The sequence below is a fragment of the Mesorhizobium wenxiniae genome, assembly GCF_002284535.1.
Classification (GTDB): Bacteria; Pseudomonadota; Alphaproteobacteria; order Rhizobiales; family Rhizobiaceae; genus Mesorhizobium; species Mesorhizobium wenxiniae.
This window is the reverse complement of record NZ_NPKH01000020.1, coordinates 106821-124918: the sequence shown is the minus strand read 5'-3', so window position 1 is coordinate 124918 and position 18098 is coordinate 106821. Positions and strand designations below refer to the sequence as shown.

Here is an 18098-nt window from a genome sequence, read left to right as displayed (position 1 = left end):
CTGACCTGCTTGGGAAGAAGCCATGACCCTCGATGCATTTCTTGCCCTGCTGGTCTATGCCTTCGTGACTTCGATCACGCCGGGCCCGAACAACTTCATGCTTTTGGCTTCCGGCGTGAATTTCGGTTTTGCCAAAACCATTCCGCACATGCTGGGCATCAGCATCGGCTTTCTCGTGCTGCTGCTGGCCGTCGGCTTCGGTCTCGGCGCCGTGCTGACTGCGTTTCCGGCGCTGCACACCGGGTTGAAGGTCGCGGGCGGCGTCTACCTGCTCTATCTCGCCTGGAAGGTCGCCATGTCGCGTTCGCTCAGCGGCAAGGGCGAGGCCAATGCGCGACCGATGCGTTTCATCGATGCGGCGGCGTTCCAGTGGGTCAATCCCAAGGCTTGGGTGATGGCTATCACTGCCATGGCCGTCTATGCCATTCCGGAGCATCCGTTTCTGTCGGTGGCGTTGATCTCGATAGCCTTCACCGTCGTCAACCTGCCGAGTGTTTCGGTGTGGGCAGGTTTCGGCATGGCGCTGCGCGGTTTTCTGTCGGATCCGGTACGGCTGAAATGGTTCAACATCGCCATGGGCGTTCTGCTGGCGGCGACGCTGTGGCCGATGCTTCGGTAGCTGCCTTTTATTGTGCACTGCACATTAAATCTTCGTAATGCCGGGTTTTGGCACTTTTTCGCCTTCGGCGCCTGCTATCTACTTGGTGAAAACCGCGGCACTAGGCTGCGAGTTACGTCAAGATATGACCACCGAACCATGGCGTGTCGGATAGAAGGCTTTTGACAATGCGTCGGAAGATCGTGCTTGCGGTGCTTGCGGCCGCCTGCCTTGTCGCAGCCGGGCTCTACCTTTCGCCCGCGGCAACGGACAAGGTCCGGCAGATGCTGTCAGCGGGGCAGGCGGCTCCTGACAAACCGGCGGCCGCCGCAAATGCCGCACGTTCGACGTCGGTGGTTGCCGCCACCGCTTCGACGGCCGATTTCCCGATCCGGCGCTACGCCATCGGCTTCGTATCCTCCCCCGCCGTGGTCAGCGTGAACGCACGGATCTCGAGCCAGATCACATCGATCGCCGTCAAGGACGGGCAGATGGTGAGGGCTGGCGACCTTCTGTTCTCGCTGGACGACCGCTCACTGAAGGCGCAACAGGCCCGTGACCAGGCGACGCTCGCCAAGGACGAGGCGCTGCTTGCCAGTGCCACGGCCGATCTTGAGCGCGCCAAGAACCTTGTCGCCAGGCAGGCTGGCACGCAGCAAACCTATGATCAGGCAATCGCCGCGCAGAAGTCCGCTGCGGCCACAGTCGATGCGGACAAGGCGTCGCTCGATGCCGACGCTGTCCAACTCGGCTTTGCCACGATCACGGCGCCGATTTCCGGCAGGCTGGGCGCGGTCAACGTCGCGATCGGCGATCTTGTCACCACCAGCAACGGCAACAGCACGTCGACCCCGCTGGTGACCATCACCCAGGTGGACCCGTTGCAGGTGAACTTCAATCTTCCGGAAAGCGATCTTGCCTTGCTGCACAAGGCGCTGGCGGAGCCAAGGGAAGGCGCAGTCACGCTGACCGGGGACGGCGATCCGACGCCGATCGGCAAGGGGACCCTCGATTTCGTCGATTCCAGCGTCGACACAGCCTCCGGCACGATCGCAACGCGTGCCCGCGTGCCCAATGCCGATCTTTCGCTGTGGCCGGGCCAATATGTGAATGTCGTTCTCGATGCCGGCATCATGCCGCAAATGACCTCCGTTCCCACGGTTGCGGTCCAGCCCAGCCAGAAGGGACCGTTCGTCTATGTGATCAAGCCTGACGAGACGGTGGAGATGCGGCCCGTGCAGGTCGCGCTGACCGAAGGCGACAGCAGCGCTATCGGCGAGGGGCTAAAAAGCGGCGAACGTGTCGTCGTCGAGGGCCAGGCAAAGCTGAAGAACGGTTCGCCGATCCGCGAAGCCGAGGTCGGAACCGGCGATCAGGCGTCTCCAAGGGTTGCGGAGGCTGGCAAGGCGGCCGGGACGCGCCCATGATCTCCGAATTCTGCATCCGCAGGCCCGTCGCCACCCTGCTCATGTCCTTTGCCCTCGTGCTGGGCGGGCTGTTCGCTTACAAGTTCCTGCCAGTGGCCGCTCTGCCGAGCGCCGAGTTTCCGGTGGTCAACGTCTCGGCCTCGCTGCCCGGCGCCTCGCCGGAAACCATGGCGACCTCGGTGGCAACGCCGCTGATCAAGCAGTTCGCCACCATCGCCGGCATCGATTCGATCTCGACCACGAATTCGCTTGGCTCCACCTCGATCGCCATCCAGTTCGTGCTTAATCGCGACATCGACGCCGCGGCGGCCGACGTGCAGGCGGCGATCGCGCGAACGCAGCGGCAATTGCCGCCCGAGATGACCAGCCCGCCGAGCTACCGCAAGGTCAATCCGGCCGATGCGCCGATCCTCCTGATGTCGCTGGTCAGCGACACGGTTCCGCTGACCGATCTCGATGCCTTTGCCGAGAATGTGATCTCGCCGTCGCTGTCGACGATCGAAGGCGTGGCGCAGGTCTCGATCTTCGGGCAGCAGAAATACGCCGTGCGCGTCCAGATCGATCCGACGGCGCTCGCCGCACGCGGCATCTCGATCGACCAGCTGCAGACGGCGATCGCCTCGGCCAACAGCAACACGCCGCTCGGCGTGCTGCAGAACGACAAGCAGCAGCTGACGATCACCGCCAATACGCAGCTGAACAACGCGGCGGGATTTTCCAACATCATTATAGCCACCAGGAACGGCCGTCCGGTGCGGCTCGGCGAGGTGACCCGCGTCATCGATTCGGTCGAGACCACGACGACGGCAAGCTGGTACGACGGCACCCGCGCGATCATCATGGCGGTGCAGCGCCAGCCCGATGCCAACACCGTCGACGTCGTTGACCGCGTCAAGGCGATGCTGCCGTCCTTCCAGGATCAAATGCCGGCGGCGGCCAGTATCCAGTTGCTCAACGACCGCTCGACTTCGATCCGCGAGGCGGTCGACGACGTGCAGTTCACGCTGCTGCTCACCATCGCACTGGTGGTGATGGTGATCTTCCTGTTCCTGCGCCGGGTAACCGCGACAATCATCCCGGCGGTGGCGGTGCCGACCTCGCTGATCGCCACGCTCGGCGCCATGTTCCTGTTCGGCTTTTCTATCGACAACATATCGCTGATGGGTCTGACAATGGCGGTCGGCCTTGTCGTCGACGATGCGATCGTCATGCTGGAGAACATCTTCCGCCACATGGAGGAGGATGGGCTCTCGGCCCCCGACGCGGCGCTCAAAGGTGCGCGGGAAATCGGCTTCACCATCATTTCGATTTCGATCTCGCTGGTGGCGGTGTTCATCCCCGTGCTTTTGATGGGCGGAGTGATCGGCCGCATTTTCAACGAGTTCGCGGTGGTGGTGACAGTCGCCATCCTGGCGTCGATGTTCGTGTCGCTGACACTGACGCCGATGCTGTGCTCGCGGCTTTTATCGGTGTCGAAGGCCGAGCGCGAAGCAGCGCAGGGCGGAGATCACAGGCACAATTTCTTCATGCGAGGCTATGGCTGGCTGCTGACCTTCTGCCTGCGGCACAGTTTCCTGGTTTTTCTCGTCTTTATCGGAACGGCCGCACTGTCGGTCTGGCTGATCCAGACCTCGCCGAAGGGCTTCTTCCCGCAGGAGGATATCGGCCAGATTTCGGTGACGACCACCGCGCGCCAGGACATTTCGTTCGACGCCATGGTGAAGCTGCAGGGGCAAGTGGCTGATGTCTTCACCCATTCACCCTATGTCTCGCATGTAGGGTGGTCGGTAGGCGGCGGAGACAACGCGCTCAACCAGGGCCGGCTCTATGTGCAATTGAAGGACAAGGACCAGCGCCCCGATATCGACAAGGTGCTCTCGGATCTGCGGCGGCAGCTGGCCAATGTTCCCGGCATCGAAACTTTCATGCAGCCGGTGCAGAATCTGCGGCTCGGCGCGCGCGCTTCGGCCAGCGCCTATCAGCTCGTCGTGCAGGGCCTCGACATCGGCGCGGCTGACAGCTGGGCGCAGAAGCTCACCTACGCGATGGCCGCTGACCATAGCGCCTTCACCGACGTCACCAATGATTTGCAGAACAACGCCTTGCAGGCGTCGCTGGTGGTCGACCGGGACAAGGCGGCGACGCTCGGCATCGACACCGATACGCTGCGCTCCAGCCTCTATGGCGGTTTCGGCACCGAGCAAGTGTCGACCATCTTCGGTTCGGCCGACAGCTATGAGGTGATCATGGAGCTCGACCCGAGGATCGAGTGGTCGCCAGAAAGGATGCTGGCGATCAAGGTGAGGACGGCCAGCGGCAGCCTGGTGCCGCTCGGCGCTTTCGCCAGTGTCGATCGGACCGCCGGCGCCTTGACCGTCAATCAGCTCGGCCAGCTTCCGGCGGTGACCATCTCCTACAATCTGCCGCAGGGCGTCGCGCTCGGTGACAGCGTGACCCACATCAATGCGCTGAAGGAAAAGATCGGAATGCCGGCGACGATCTCGACCACTTTTTCGGGCACGGCGAAAACGTTCCAGGATTCGCTTGCCAACCAGGGCCTGCTGATCGGCGGCGCGATCCTGACCATCTACATCGTCCTCGGCATCCTCTACGAGAGCTTCATCCATCCCCTCACCATCCTGACCGGACTGCCGTCGGCCGTGCTCGGCGCACTGGTGGCGTTGCGGCTTGCGGGCATGGACCTGTCGGTGATCGCGGTCATCGGCATGCTGATGCTGATCGGCATCGTCAAGAAGAACGGCATCATGATGATCGACGTTGCGCTCGAACTCAGGCGCGAGGGGATGTCGCCGCTCGATTCCATCCACAAGGCCTGCCTGATGCGCTTTCGTCCGATCATGATGACGACGCTGGCGGCGCTGATGGGCACGATCCCGATCGCGCTCGGGACCGGCGCCAGCGCGGAACTGCGCCAGCCGCTCGGCGTTGCGGTGGTCGGCGGCCTGGTCGCTTCGCAAGCGCTGACGCTGTTCGTCACGCCGGTCATCTATGTCTACATGGAGCATTTTTCCGGCTGGCTTCTCGGGCTGTGGCCGCAGCGTCGGGACGAGCAGCTACCGGTCGAAACCGTCGACCAGCCGTCGATGTTCGAGGGCGGAGAAGAGTTGCAGGGCGAGCCGCAAAAGGCGGCTGCAGAGTAAAGCCGATGGATTTCACTGGCCCAAGCCGTGGCGCTTGCCGCCGGCGGCTCGCGATCGTAATTTGACGCCCATGTCCCATGATCACGACCACGACAACGAGCTTGATCCTTTTGCCGCCCGGGTGCGCGCGCTGGAGACGATCCTTACCCAGAAAGGGCTGATCGATCCGGCCGCCATCGACGTGATCGTCGACACCTACGAGACAAAAATCGGCCCGCGCAACGGCGCCAAGGTGGTGGCGAAGGCCTGGGTCGATCCTGACTTTGCTGCCTTGCTGAAACGCGACGCGACGGTGGCGATTGGCTCGCTCGGCTACACCGGACGGCAAGGTGAGCATATGCAGGCCGTCTTCAACACGGTTGACACGCACAACCTCGTCGTCTGCACGCTGTGCTCGTGCTACCCGTGGTCGGTGCTCGGCCTGCCGCCGGTCTGGTATAAGGCGCCGCCCTATCGTTCGCGTGCAGTGATCGATCCGCGCGGCGTGCTCGAAGAATTCGGGCTGACCTTGCCGGCAACGACCAAAATCCGGGTGTGGGACTCTACTGCCGAGCTCCGCTATCTGGTCGTGCCGACGCGGCCGAAGGGCACCGAGGACTGGAGCGAGGAGCGGCTGGCGGATCTGGTGACGCGCGACGCGATGATCGGCACCGAACTGGCCGGGGCGCCGAAATGAACGGGCCGCAGGATCTCGGCGGACAGATGGGGTTCGGGCCGGTCGCGCCTGAGAAGGACGAGCCCTATTTCCATGCCGCCTGGGAAAGGCGTGCACTGGGCGTGACGCTGTGCGCCGGCGCGATGGGGGCGTGGAACATCGACGAGAGCCGGCATGCGCGGGAGTCGCTGCATCCAGCCGACTACTATGCCTCCAGCTACTACGAGATCTGGATCAAGGCGCTGGAAACCTTGCTCAAGCGGCATGGCTTCGTCAGCGATCGCGATTTGGTCGCGGGCAAGGCGGTCGATCCAGCGGCGGCGCCCAAAAGGGTGCTGAAGGCGGAAAACGTGCTGGCGGTGCTGGCCACGGGCGGCCCATGCGACCGGCCGATCGCCACCCCGGCTCGGTTCAAGGCGGGCGACCTCGTGCAGACGAAGAATTTTCATCCGACCGGCCATACGCGGCTGCCGCGCTACGCACGCGGCAAGCAAGGCGCCGTCGAGGCGGTGCGCGATGGTTTTGTCTTTCCCGACACCAACGCGCATGGGCAAGGCGAAAACCCGCAATGGGTCTATACGGTGGTTTTTGAGGGCGCGGAAATCTGGGGCGAGGGCGCCGACCCGACGCTGACCGTGTCGATCGACGCCTGGGAGAGCTATCTTGAACCGGCGTGAGGCGAAGTCAGTCACCGCGCTGCCGGCCGGCGTCGATGCGCCGGTTTTCGCCGAGCCATGGCAAGCGGAAGCCTTCGCCATGACGGTCGCGCTGCACGACAAGGGCCTGTTCTCTTGGAGCGAATGGGCGGACGCCTTGTCCGCCGAGGTCAAGAAGCCGGGTGCCGCGAGCGATGGCCATGATTATTACGAGCACTGGCTGGCAGCACTGGAAAAGTTGCTGTCGGCCAAAGGCGTCGCCGGCAAAAGCGATGTCGATACGCTTGCCGCTGCCTGGGAACGCGCCGCGCACGCAACGCCCCATGGCAAGCCGATCCTGCTGGAGAACGATCCCAGCCGGACCGAAGGTCGTGGCGGCCCGACCGGTTAGGTCGTGGCGGCTCGACTTTGTTCCCTTTACGTTCCGACCTCTGCCTGATAACTTGCGTTATTGTCGGCGGTAGACCCGCCACTGATGATCTTGGTGCCGGTAGTCGTCGGCCTTGTCTTTCCCTCGCGAATCCGGTCTCTCGCGCTGATGGAATTCTCTCCTCAACAGGACGATGCGCTGAAAGCGGTCGCCACCTGGCTCAAGACCGGAAAGCCGCAGCTCTTCCGGCTGTTCGGCTTTGCCGGTACCGGCAAGACGACCCTGGCGCGCTATTTTGCCGAGCATGTCGACGGCCAGGTGCAGTTCGCCGCCTTCACCGGTAAGGCGGCGCAGGTGCTGCGTTCCAAGGGCGCGGTCAATGCCCGCACCATCCATTCGCTGATCTACCGGCCGAAGGGCGAGGAGACGGTAGCGGACGAGGTGACCGGCAAGACTTCGATGTCGCCGACCTTCTCGCTCAACCGGCAGAGCCCGATCTCGCGGGCGAAGCTCGTGGTCATAGACGAATGTTCGATGGTCGACGAACAGCTCGGCCGCGACCTGATGAGTTTCGGCACGCCGATCCTCGTTCTCGGCGATCCCGGGCAGTTGCCCCCGATCTCGGGCGGCGGCTTCTTCACCGACCATGAGCCGGATATTCTGCTCACCGAGATCCACCGGCAGGCGCGCGACAACCCGATCATCCGGCTGGCGCTCGACGTACGCGAGGGACGCGAATTCATGCGCGGCGACTATGGCACGGCGCAGGTGATCGGCAAGGAAGATGTCACCCAGGAACTGGTGCTGAAGGCGGACCAGGTGCTGGTCGGCACCAACAGGACGCGGCGTCGGTATAATCAGCGGCTGCGCGAACTGAAGGGGTTCAATGCCGACTACCCGCAGGCCGGCGACAAGCTCGTCTGCCTGCGCAACGACCCGGCCAAGGGATTGCTCAACGGCTCGCTGTGGAAGGTGATGACCTCGTCGCGCGAGACGGTGAAACCCGGCATCAATTTGCTGGTCTCACCGGAGGAGGACGATCCGGACCGCGGCGTTGCCAAGATCAAGCTGCTCAAAGCGGCGTTCGAGGACCCGGACGCCGATATTCCCTGGCAGCAGAAAAAGCGCTTCGACGATTTCGACTATGGCTACGCGCTGACCGTGCATAAGGCGCAGGGCTCGCAGTGGAACGATATCGTGCTTTTCGACGAAAGCTGGGCGTTCAAGGAAACCCGCCAGCGCTGGCTCTACACCGCGATCACGCGCGCGGCCGAAGGGCTGACGATCGTCAGATAGGATCGATCCCGCGTCACCATCATGACCCTGCTGGCATCACCGGCGCACTAAGCGGCTTGGCGCCCAGCCATTCCCAGGCGGCCGCTTCGTCCTCGGCCTCGAAATGCCGGAATTCGATTGGCACGGAGGCGGGCAAGATGCCTTGTGCGCCCGGTATCCAGTTTGGCTCGCCGATTGCCGCACAGCGGCCGATATGCGCCACGGCATCGGCGGTGCCCTGTTCGATAGTACTGTCCGACACATCGGCCCAGTCGACGCCGTCATGATCGACCAGACGCACCAGCACGTCGATTCTCGGGTGCAGCGCGTAAGCCGCCTCCAGCAAACCGAACAGATTCTCCGCGTCGGCGGCCGTGATATGGCCGACGACGTCGATGGCGAACAGGTCGTCGCGGTCGGTGTCGATGCGGCGAACCGCCGGCACGGCTTCAAGATAATTCACGGGCCTTCCTCTTGCTGGATATTTATTCGTTCCTCTGGAACACCGGAAACCCCCTGTCTGTTCCCGCCAAAGGCGTTATAGGTGGCCGCAAATACGTCCGGACCCGAGAAGCCATGCCTGCAAAACTCTCCGTCAATCTCAATGCCATCGCCATGCTGCGCAACCGGCGCGATCTGCCGTGGCCAAGCGTCACCGGGCTCGGACGCATCGCACTTGCCGCGGGCGCGCATGGGCTGACAGTGCATCCGCGGCCCGACGAGCGGCACACCAGGCATTCCGACCTGCCGCAGATCAGGGCGCTGATCGACGACGAATTCCCTCAGGCGGAGTTCAACATCGAGGGCTATCCGAGCGAGGATTTCCTGGCGCTTGTGGAAAAGCACCAGCCGGAGCAAGTGACGCTGGTGCCCGACGACCCTGCCCAGGCCACCTCCGACCATGGCTGGAACTTTGCCGCCGAGGCGGCGTTCCTGACGCTGGTCGTCAAACGCCTGAAAAAGGGGGGCTTTCGCGTGTCGTTGTTTTCCGACCCGGATCCGGCAGGCATGAAGGCCGCGCGCGACACCGGCGCCGACCGGATCGAGCTCTACACGGGTCCATATGGCAGCTATCATTCCGATTCGGCAGAAGCGGCGAAGGAGCTGGAAAGATTAGGGAAAACCGCGGATGCCGCGCTTGCCGCCGGACTTCAGGTCAATGCCGGGCACGATCTGGTGGTGAACAACCTGCCGGCATTGGCAAAGCGCATTCCGGCACTGGCCGAAGTGTCGATCGGACATGGGTTGACAGCCGATGCGTTGGAGTATGGCATGGCCGGTACGGTCAAAAGATTTCTGAAGGCCTGTGGGTGGTAGCGATGGAAGCCTCGCTTTGCGGACATGGCAGCCATCACGTTGGGGCACTTGATATTGCATCGCAGCAAGCGTAGAGCACCGCGCGCTTATCGGAGTGTCGTCCATGGCCCTTACCAACAGTGGTAGTGAGGCAGAACCAGTCGAACAATCAAGCCATCCTGAGGTCGAAAAGCACAGCACCAAGGTTTTGATGCTGGGCGCTCTCGGCGTGGTCTACGGCGATATCGGCACCAGCCCGATCTATGCGCTTCGCGAAGCACTGCATGCTTCGTCCGGCACCGATCCGCGCAGTGCCGTTCTGGGCATTCTGTCGCTGATCGTCTGGGCATTGACGATTATCGTGACAATCAAATACGTCGCCTTCGTGCTTCGGGCGGATAACAAGGGTGAAGGCGGTACCCTGTCGCTTATGGCGCTGGCCCGGAAAGCTTATCCGGCTGGTTCCGGCATCATTCTTGCCATTGGTCTCTGCGGAGCCGCACTGTTTTTCGGCGACGCGATCATAACGCCGGCCATCTCGGTGCTTTCAGCGGTGGAAGGCCTGAGCGTCGTGACCCCGGCGTTCGATCCGTACGTGGTTCCCATTACATTGGTGATTCTTGCCGTCTTGTTTGCCGTGCAGCGCTTCGGGACCGGTAGAGTGGCCTCCGTTTTCGGGCCGGTGACGGCGCTCTGGTTCCTGGCGATCGGCATTGCCGGATTGGTGCATATTCTTGACGATGTGTCGGTGCTTTTGGCAATCAACCCCTACTATGCGGTCGCCTACCTTGCCGAAGCCAAAACGGGTGCATTTCTCACAGTCGGTGCGGTTTTTCTGGCGGTTACCGGTGCTGAAGCGCTTTACGTCGATCTCGGGCACTTCGGTCGCCGTCCAATCGTGCTAGCCTGGTTCTGGATCGTTTTCCCCTGCCTGCTACTCAGCTATTTTGGGCAAGGCGCGTTCGTTCTTGCTCACGGGGGGCTGCCCGACAATCCGTTTTTCCAGATGCTGCCAGATTGGGCACTGATACCGATGGTCGGGCTCGCCACAGCAGCGACTGTCATCGCCAGTCAAGCCGTTATCTCCGGGGCGTTTTCGCTGACCAGGCAGGCGGTGCAGCTCAATCTTCTGCCCAGAATCGAAGTTCAGCATACTTCCGAGATGCAACTCGGCCAAATTTACATGCCACGCGTGAATCTCATTCTCGCGCTCGGCGTAATGCTGCTGGTCGTCGGCTTTGGCAGTTCGAGTTCCCTGGCTTCCGCCTATGGAATTTCGGTGACAGGCGAAATGCTGATGACGACTATTTTGCTATTCGTGGTGATGCGGTGGCAATGGAAATGGCAGACCGCACTCGCTGCGGCGCTTGCGCTGCTCTTTGGCACGATAGACACCGGCTTCTTCCTGGCAAATATCGTGAAATTCGTGGAAGGCGGATGGGTTTCAATCGCTGTTGCCTGCATCATGGGGCTGGTCATGGGAACCTGGATACGCGGGAGTCGCTACCTATTCGACAAGACGCGCAGGAACGAGATTCCGCTCGATTTCCTTGCCGGCAATTTGTTGAAGAAGAAACCGCAGCTGGTGTCCGGTACGGCCGTGTTCCTGACCAGCGATCCCGTCAGCGCTCCGACGGCGCTGATGCACAGCCTGAAGCACTACAAGGTGCTGCACGAACAGAATGTCATCCTCTCGGTGGTGACGGCGCAGCAGCCCGTGGTGCCCGACAGCGAGCGGGTCAAGATGGAAACGATCAACGAGCTGTTCATGCGGGTGACGCTGACCTTCGGCTACATGGAACAGCCCAACATCCCGCGTGCGCTGGCGATCTGCCGCAAGCAGGGCTGGAAGTTCGACATCATGACGACCTCCTTCTTCCTGTCGCGGCGCTCGCTCAAGGCGTCACCCAATTCCGGCATGCCGGTGTGGCAGGACAAGCTGTTCATCGGGCTGGCGCGCACGGCAGCGGATGCGACGGAGTATTTTCAGATCCCGACCGGACGTGTGGTTGAGATCGGAACGCAGGTGGCTATCTAGGACATGCCGATATTCAGGTGAGGCCGGCCTGCGAACGGCGGGTTCCTGCGCTTCCGGTACTCACGGACCAAATGTCCGCTCCGTTCCGGTTCTCGGAACCCACCATTCTCGACCCGGCCTGACCTGAATCTCGACATGCCCCTGACCACGGCGGACTTCAGCCGGCTAGCACTGCCTTGTTCGCTTCAAGAAATTGCTTCAGCGATTGCGGCTTTTTGCCTGAAAGTGTCTCGATCGCGTCGGTCACCACGCCGATGCGGCCGGAGCGCGTGTTGGTGTCGAAGGAAACGACAACGGGAGCAAAATCCGAGGGAACGCCGGCGGCCGTCAGACCGTCGGTCAAGGCTTCATCCGAAAGCTGAACGACCTCGATGGGCCTGCCGGTGACGTCGGTGACCAGGGCCGCGATCTCGGCGACCGTGTAGGCCTGCGGACCCGTCAGCGTGTATGTGGTGCTTTCGGTATCGCCCGAGGCAAGACCGGCGGCGATCGCCACGGCCATGTCGTCGCGAGCGCCATGGGCGATGCGGCCGTCGGCCGCCGATGTGTACCACTGCCCCGAAACAATGGCATGCGGCAGCGACATGAACAGGTTCTCCTGATACCAGCCGTTGCGGAAAATCGTGTAGGGGATGCCGCTCGCCTTGATCGCCTGCTCGGTCCCGTAGTGATCGCCCGCAAACAGCACCGGCGATACCGGCTCAGGATTGGGCATCGAGGTGTAGAGCAGATGCGAAACGCCGGCCTCCCTGGCGGCTGCGACTGCATTCTCGTGCTGCTTGAGACGCTTGCCCCCAAGGTCGATCTCCCCGGTCGAGATGATCAGGACCCTGCCGGCGCCCCTTGAATGCCTCGACGAGCGACGCCGTGTCATCGAAATCGGCTTGCCTGATGGCAACGCCGCGCGTCGCTAGGTCGGCGAGGTTTTCCGGATTACGGGTGGCGGCGATGATCCGTGCGGGCGGAACCTTGAGCGTGTCCAGCAGATGATGGATGACGCCGCGGCCGAGCTGGCCGGAGGCGCCGGTGACGAGAAGGGTTTCGGTCATGAGAAGTCCTGTCGTTGCGCCGGAGCGGCGGGTGCTTATATAAGTCTCAAAAAGAGACCAGCACTAAAATAGGAATTGACCGACCCTCGTAAAGAAGGCAGTTTTGCGGGAGGTAGGCAGGCGCAGGGAACCAGCGATGGACAGCAAAATCGTCGGTCTGAGATCGAAGCTCGAGATTTACAAAGCGGGCAGCGGCGGGGGGAACATTGCGGACTGTCCGGTTCGCGATGTGATCCAAGGCATCAGCAACAAATGGAGTTCGCTGCTGATGATGGCGCTGGCAGAAAAGCCGTACCGGTTCGGCGAATTGCGGCGGCTGGTACCCGACATTTCACAGCGCATGCTCACCCAGACGCTGCACGATTTGCAGCGCGACGGTTACGTCCATCGCGAGGTGTTCCCGACCAAGCCGCCAAGCGTCGAATACAGTCTGACCGATCTCGGACGCTCGATGTTCGGACCCCTGCACCAGCTGCTCCAGTGGGCCGAGCTCAATCATGGCGCTGTGCGCGACGCGCGGAACGCATTCGACGCTACCGAGACTTAACCATCAATGCCGGAGTGGCAATGCCAAGTGCGACGGCTTGATTGGCGATACCGCTGAAGGATTGTCCGGCTTGGGCGAGAAGATTCGGCGGGCAATGGGCATTTCTCTGGACATCGCGATTGCCGGCGCCGGCCCGGCCGGACTGGCCGCGGCACTCTATCTGAAGCGTGCCGGGCACCGGGTCACCATCTTCGAGCGCTTCGACGCGCCAAAGCCAGTCGGGTCCGGATTGATCCTGCAGCCGACCGGGCTGACGGTGCTTGCCGATCTCGGCCTGCTCGACGACATCCTGGTGCTGGGCAGCCGCATCGACCGCCTGCATGGCGCCGATGCGAAAACCGGCCTCACCGTGCTCGACGTCCGCTATGATGCGCAGCGCGGCGGCCGTTTCGGGCTGGCGGTGCACCGGGCGGCCTTGTTCGGCGTGCTTTTCCGCGCCGTCCGGCGCGAGGCGATCGCCATCGAAACCGGCGTCGAACTCGAGACGCTGGAAACCGGCGAGCGGACAACGCTGATCTGCGGCAACGAAGGATAGGGCCGTTCGATCTGGTGGTCGATGCCAGCGGTTCGCGCTCCGATTGCGGCAGCGTGTGCAGAATCCGGGTAAACCGCGGCCGCTCGCCTACGGCGCGTTCTGGGCGTCGCTTGGCTGGCACGGCGACGGCTTCGACGAGCACGCCCTGCTGCAGTGTTACGACAGAGCGAGCGTGATGATCGGCGTGCTGCCGATCGGCAGGCCGGAACCCGGAGCCGAGAAGATGGCGGCATTCTTCTGGAGCTTGAAGCCGGCGGACGCAGGGCAGGTCAGGGCGACAGGCTTCGACGCTTGGAAGGCGAGGGTGGTTCGGCTGTGGTCCGAATGCGAGGCGTTCACGAGCCAAATCGACAGTTTCGACCAGCTCTCGCTGGCGCGTTACGGCCATCACACGCTCAATCTGCCGGCCGGAAGGCGATGGGCGGTCATCGGCGATGCGGCGCATTCGACCTGCCCGCAGCTCGGGCAAGGGGCTAACATGGCGCTGCTCGACGCGGCAGCGCTCAATTACGCGCTCATAGGAACGGATCGTGTCGATACTGGGCTCGAGACCTACGTCCGGGCGCGGCGGTGGCATGTCCGGGTGTTTCAGGCGCTGTCGCTGATGCTGACGCCGTTCCACCAGTCGGATTCGACCGTGATGCCGTTTGTCCGCGACAGTCTGGTGGCGTCAGTGGCGAAAATCCCGCCAGTGCCAAACATCCTTGCCTCGATGGTGGCTGGAACCGTGGTCGATCCGTTTAGGCGGATCGGTATCAAGGAAGCGCGGTGGCCGCCTGGTTGCGGCGGATAAGCTTCGAAAGATGCGAACCCTTCGCTTGCAGGAATGCATGAAGGCGCTGTGGATAATCCGGGGCGACAGCGTTCTTCACCGACTTGCGTTCGCGCAATTCCTTCCGCCAGGCCTCGACTAGCGACTTTCCGTTCAGGATACGGAAATCGTCGATCCGATCGAACGCGTCGAGATAGCGGAAGATTGGTCCGTAGACAGCATCGACCAGTGAAAAGCGCTGGCCGGCAAACCATGGCCCAGCTCGGCCAGCCGCCAGTTCTATTTCGAGACGATCGAACATTGCCGACAGACCTTGGCTTTCGGCAAGGAAGGCGGCCTCGGTCGGTGCGGAATAGAGTCGACCGATTGCGTTGAGGATGGCCGAGCCGAACTCGATCCAGGCGCGATGCCGGGCGCGGGCCAGCGGGTCGGCAGGGTGCAGTGGGTTGGCCAGCGTTTCCTCAAGAAATTCGAGGATGACCGCCGATTCGAAGATCGCGGTTTCCTCGCCATTCTGCTGCACGCGCAGCAGCGGTACCTTGCCGAGCGGCGATATCGCCTTGAACCAGGCCGGCTTGTTGGCGAGATCGATGGTGAGGCGTTCGAACGGCACGTCCTTTTCGGCGAGCGAGATGGCCGCGCGCTGCACATAGGGACAAAGGTGATGGCTGACGAGAACGAGCTTGTCGGTCACCAGGCTGCCCGTCTCCGGGATGTCGGCGATCTTGCAGATTTCATGTTTCATGGCAGTGTCTTCCGATTATCGATGCAACTGCATCTATATAGATGCATCCGCATTAACCGTCAAGCTTGATGCAATTGCATCTATCGCCTATGCTGCAATCATGACGGAGAAAACCAGTCCTTCGCCCGCTGCCATCAAAGCCTGGGCGCGCCTGATGCGCGTTTCGCGCCAGCTGATGGAAAGATCTGAAGACGCGCTGAAGGACAGCAGCTTACCGCCGCTTGCCTGGTACGATGTGCTGCATGAGCTTGCCGAAGCGGGCGAGGGCGGCTTGCGGCCATTCCAGCTGATCGAGCGCACATTGTTTGCGCAATACAACATCTCCCGGCTGTTGGCGCGGCTCGAAGCGGACGGGCTGGTCGAGAAGCTCAGGGTTGCCGATGACGGGCGGGGACAGACTATCCGCATTACGGGGAAGGGGCGCGAGACGCGCCGCCGCATGTGGGCCGTCTACGGACGATCGATCGCGGAACTGGTCGGCGCCAGGCTTTCAGATGATGATCTCGACACCTTGTCGGCTCTGCTTGGGCGGCTGCGCCATCCAGCCGCCTTGGAGTAATGTGGCCTTTTGGCGCTGAAAAATCGTTGCAGCGACGTCAGACACTTCCCCACAGGAATGCCAGTGCCGCCAGCACGCCAAGCATGACGCGAATCAGATGCAGATTGCCCCATTTGACGATCAACGCCCGGGCTTGCGGGTTGGCGGCGGCCGCGTCCATCGCCTCCAGCAGTCGATTTGTCGGCATCATTGCGATCAGCGTCCATGGCCAGGGCAGGATGATCAGCACCGCCCCGACCAGATAGGCGAGATTGCCGGTCTGCCACCAGGCAATGACACCAAGAACACAAGCAACGACGGCGATCGACGCCTGCATAGCGGCGCCGCGTTTGTAGGAGGGCTGCCATTCCTGCAGCAGTGCCCTGTCATCGAGACGAAGCCGCGCCGGCTGCTCGGCAACGCTGACATAGATGGCGGCGCCCGCGAAAGCGGCGGTAACGGTCAATGCAAGCAGACCGACAAGCATCTTCCCTCCGTGACATGCCGTTTCAGTCGGGCCGTTCCAGTGGAGGCCATTCCGGTTTGCTAGGCGTCCAAAAGCGGAGATAGGGCTTGCACCGGGTCCGACAATACGGCATAGACATGCCGAACCGTAACGTACGGTACTGACCTGGCTGGCGCCGTCATCGAGCAGGAAAAGAGTTTGTTGCAGGCAAGCGTCGACATCGACACCGGCGAAGCGCTGACGGCACGGCAGAAAGCCGTGCTCGACGCCGCACTTCGCCTTCTGGTCGAGGAGGGCGATCAGTTGACCATGACCGCCGTGGCGCGGCGGGCGAGCTGTTCCAAGGAAACGCTCTACAAATGGTTCGGCGATCGCGACGGGCTTTTGACGGCAACGGTGCAATGGCAAGCTTCCAAGGTGCGCGTAGTGCCGGTCGACCGCAAGGGGCTCGACCTTGCCTCGCTGACCGCGAGCCTAGAACGCTTCGCCTCGGATTGGCTGAAGGTGATTTCGAGCGACACCTCGGTCGCGCTCAACCGGGTGGCGGTCGGCCGTGCCGGTCCAATCCGGCGCAAAGGCGGCAAGGACAATCTTGGTGCCGTCGTGCTGGAGAACGGCCGCTTCGCGCTGGCCAGGCGCCTGAAGCCGGTGCTGGAAGCCGGTCGGCAGGCCGGGTTTCTCGAGTTCTCGGATGCCGAAGCGGCATTCCGTACCTTTTTTGGGCTGGTCGCCCGTGACGTGCAGATCCGCCTGCTGCTCGGCGACCGGCTGGAATTGACTGATGCGGCAATCGGCGGCGATGCCGTCCGGGCAACGCAGCAGTTTCTCGCTCTTTACGGAGCAAAAACCGGGCCGCAAGGCCTCTGAATTCACAACGGGAAGGAAAGAAAAATGCGTGTCTATTACGATCGCGATGCCGATCTCAACCTGATCAAGGGCAGGAAGGTCGCCATCATCGGCTATGGCAGCCAGGGCAGGGCGCATGCGCTCAATCTCAAGGATTCCGGCGTTAAGGATATCGCAATCGGCCTGAAGGCCGGCTCGGCGACCGCCCAGAAGGTCGAGGCAGACGGGCTCAAGGTGATGAGCGTGGCGGAGGCCGCCAAATGGGCCGACCTGATGATGATGGCGACGCCCGACGAGCTGCAGGCCGACATCTATAAATCCGAGATCGCGCCGAACATCCGCGACGGCGCGGCGATCGCCTTCGCCCACGGCCTCAACGTGCACTTCGGCCTGATCGAGCCAAAGGCCTCGGTCGACGTCGTCATGATCGCGCCGAAGGGGCCCGGCCACACGGTTCGCGGCGAATACCAGAAGGGCGGCGGCGTGCCGTGCCTGGTCGCCGTTAACCAGGACGCTTCGGGCAATGCGCTCGATCTCGCTCTGTCCTATGCCTGCGGCGTCGGCGGCGGTCGTTCGGGCATCATCGAGACCAATTTCCGCGAGGAGTGCGAGACGGACCTGTTCGGCGAGCAGGTGGTGCTGTGCGGCGGTCTGGTCGAGCTGATCCGGGCCGGTTTCGAGACGCTGGTGGAAGCCGGCTACGCGCCGGAAATGGCCTATTTCGAGTGCCTGCACGAGGTCAAACTGATCGTCGACCTGATCTATGAGGGCGGCATCGCCAACATGAACTACTCGATCTCGAACACTGCCGAATGGGGCGAATATGTTTCGGGCCCGCGCATCATCACCGCCGAGACCAAGGCCGAGATGAAGCGCGTGCTGAAGGATATCCAGACCGGCAAGTTCACCTCGGAATGGATGCAGGAGTATCGCGCCGGCATGTCCCGCTTCAAGGGCATCCGCCGCAACAATGACAGCCATCAGATCGAGGAAGTCGGCGCCAAGCTGCGCGCGATGATGCCGTGGATTTCCAAGAACAAGCTGGTCGACAAGGCCAAGAACTGATCTTTGCGTAAGAGCCGGCGGAGCGATCCGCCGGCCCAGGATGCGAGGCCTTTGGGTCC

The 18098-nt window shown here is 62.4% G+C and carries 16 protein-coding genes and 2 pseudogenes; 14 read left to right on the top strand and 4 right to left on the bottom strand.

Annotated features, from left to right (window positions below; translation table 11 throughout):
• The first annotated feature begins 22 nt into the window (after positions 1-22).
• The 7 genes from CIT31_RS10860 (at position 23) to CIT31_RS10830 (ending at position 8163) form a co-directional block, all read left to right on the top strand.
• Positions 23-619, top strand: a complete 597-nt coding sequence (locus CIT31_RS10860; RefSeq protein ID WP_095518610.1) for a LysE family translocator — start codon at positions 23-25, stop codon at positions 617-619.
• 167 nt (positions 620-786) lie between these two features.
• The gene (locus CIT31_RS10855) at positions 787-2025 is read left to right on the top strand and encodes an efflux RND transporter periplasmic adaptor subunit (protein WP_095518609.1); all 1239 of its coding nucleotides are present in this window, start codon (positions 787-789) and stop codon (positions 2023-2025) included.
• Positions 2022-5186, top strand: a complete 3165-nt coding sequence (locus CIT31_RS10850) for an efflux RND transporter permease subunit (RefSeq protein ID WP_095518608.1) — start codon at positions 2022-2024, stop codon at positions 5184-5186. Before CIT31_RS10855 ends, CIT31_RS10850 begins: the two co-directional genes overlap by 4 nt.
• A 70-nt stretch (positions 5187-5256) precedes the next feature.
• Entirely contained in the window at positions 5257-5862 is a 606-nt protein-coding gene (gene nthA / locus CIT31_RS10845; protein WP_095518607.1) for a nitrile hydratase subunit alpha, read from the top strand.
• The gene (gene nthB, locus CIT31_RS10840) at positions 5859-6518 is read left to right on the top strand and encodes a nitrile hydratase subunit beta (protein WP_095518606.1); all 660 of its coding nucleotides are present in this window, start codon (positions 5859-5861) and stop codon (positions 6516-6518) included. Before nthA ends, nthB begins: the two co-directional genes overlap by 4 nt.
• Complete coding sequence (locus tag CIT31_RS10835; protein ID WP_164891962.1) at positions 6505-6888, top strand: nitrile hydratase accessory protein; 384 nt, start codon at positions 6505-6507, stop codon at positions 6886-6888. Before nthB ends, CIT31_RS10835 begins: the two co-directional genes overlap by 14 nt.
• Positions 6889-7035: 147 nt before the next feature.
• Positions 7036-8163 (top strand): ATP-dependent DNA helicase, encoded by a 1128-nt coding sequence (locus CIT31_RS10830; RefSeq protein ID WP_095519313.1) that lies wholly within the window; start codon positions 7036-7038, stop codon positions 8161-8163.
• Positions 8164-8182: 19 nt separating this feature from the next.
• Here the strand turns inward: CIT31_RS10830 and CIT31_RS10825 are convergent, their stop codons facing one another.
• Positions 8183-8605 carry a SpoIIAA family protein gene (locus CIT31_RS10825; protein WP_095518605.1) on the bottom strand — a complete coding sequence of 141 codons (423 nt, stop codon included), beginning with the start codon at positions 8603-8605 and terminating at the stop codon, positions 8183-8185.
• A 113-nt stretch (positions 8606-8718) separates the two neighbouring features.
• Between CIT31_RS10825 and CIT31_RS10820 the strand changes: the two genes are divergently transcribed.
• Together CIT31_RS10820 and CIT31_RS10815 are read left to right on the top strand one after the other, a co-directional pair.
• Positions 8719-9459 (top strand): pyridoxine 5'-phosphate synthase, encoded by a 741-nt coding sequence (locus CIT31_RS10820; protein ID WP_029352125.1) that lies wholly within the window; start codon positions 8719-8721, stop codon positions 9457-9459.
• Positions 9460-9562: 103 nt separating this feature from the next.
• On the top strand, positions 9563-11476 hold the full coding sequence (locus CIT31_RS10815) for a potassium transporter Kup (RefSeq protein ID WP_095518604.1): 1914 nt from the start codon (positions 9563-9565) through the stop codon (positions 11474-11476).
• A 157-nt stretch (positions 11477-11633) separates the two neighbouring features.
• On the opposite strand, the pseudogene CIT31_RS10810 reads toward CIT31_RS10815, so the two are convergent.
• Positions 11634-12525, bottom strand: a pseudogene (locus CIT31_RS10810) (SDR family oxidoreductase).
• A 136-nt stretch (positions 12526-12661) separates the two neighbouring features.
• On the opposite strand from CIT31_RS10810, the gene CIT31_RS10805 reads away from it, so the two are divergent.
• Entirely contained in the window at positions 12662-13072 is a 411-nt protein-coding gene (locus CIT31_RS10805) for a winged helix-turn-helix transcriptional regulator (protein ID WP_029352119.1), read from the top strand.
• A 94-nt stretch (positions 13073-13166) separates the two neighbouring features.
• Positions 13167-14400: pseudogene (locus CIT31_RS10800) on the top strand (FAD-dependent oxidoreductase).
• On the opposite strand, the gene CIT31_RS10795 reads toward CIT31_RS10800, so the two are convergent.
• Positions 14363-15124, bottom strand: a complete 762-nt coding sequence (locus CIT31_RS10795; protein WP_095518603.1) for a glutathione S-transferase family protein — start codon at positions 15122-15124, stop codon at positions 14363-14365. The pseudogene CIT31_RS10800 and the gene CIT31_RS10795 sit on opposite strands and share 38 nt — an antisense overlap.
• A gap of 100 nt (positions 15125-15224) precedes the next feature.
• Between CIT31_RS10795 and CIT31_RS10790 the strand changes: the two genes are divergently transcribed.
• On the top strand, positions 15225-15683 hold the full coding sequence (locus CIT31_RS10790; RefSeq protein ID WP_065012361.1) for a MarR family winged helix-turn-helix transcriptional regulator: 459 nt from the start codon (positions 15225-15227) through the stop codon (positions 15681-15683).
• Positions 15684-15720: 37 nt separating this feature from the next.
• Here the strand turns inward: CIT31_RS10790 and CIT31_RS10785 are convergent, their stop codons facing one another.
• Positions 15721-16149, bottom strand: coding sequence for an anthrone oxygenase family protein (locus tag CIT31_RS10785; protein WP_095518602.1), 429 nt, complete (start codon positions 16147-16149; stop codon positions 15721-15723).
• Between the two features lie 180 nt (positions 16150-16329).
• On the opposite strand from CIT31_RS10785, the gene CIT31_RS10780 reads away from it, so the two are divergent.
• Both CIT31_RS10780 and ilvC read left to right on the top strand, forming a co-directional pair.
• Positions 16330-16995: a TetR/AcrR family transcriptional regulator gene (locus CIT31_RS10780; protein WP_425350605.1), complete on the top strand. Its 666-nt coding sequence runs from the start codon at positions 16330-16332 to the stop codon at positions 16993-16995.
• Between the two features lie 24 nt (positions 16996-17019).
• Positions 17020-18039: a ketol-acid reductoisomerase gene (gene ilvC, locus CIT31_RS10775; RefSeq protein ID WP_029352111.1), complete on the top strand. Its 1020-nt coding sequence runs from the start codon at positions 17020-17022 to the stop codon at positions 18037-18039.
• Positions 18040-18098 lie beyond the last annotated feature (59 nt).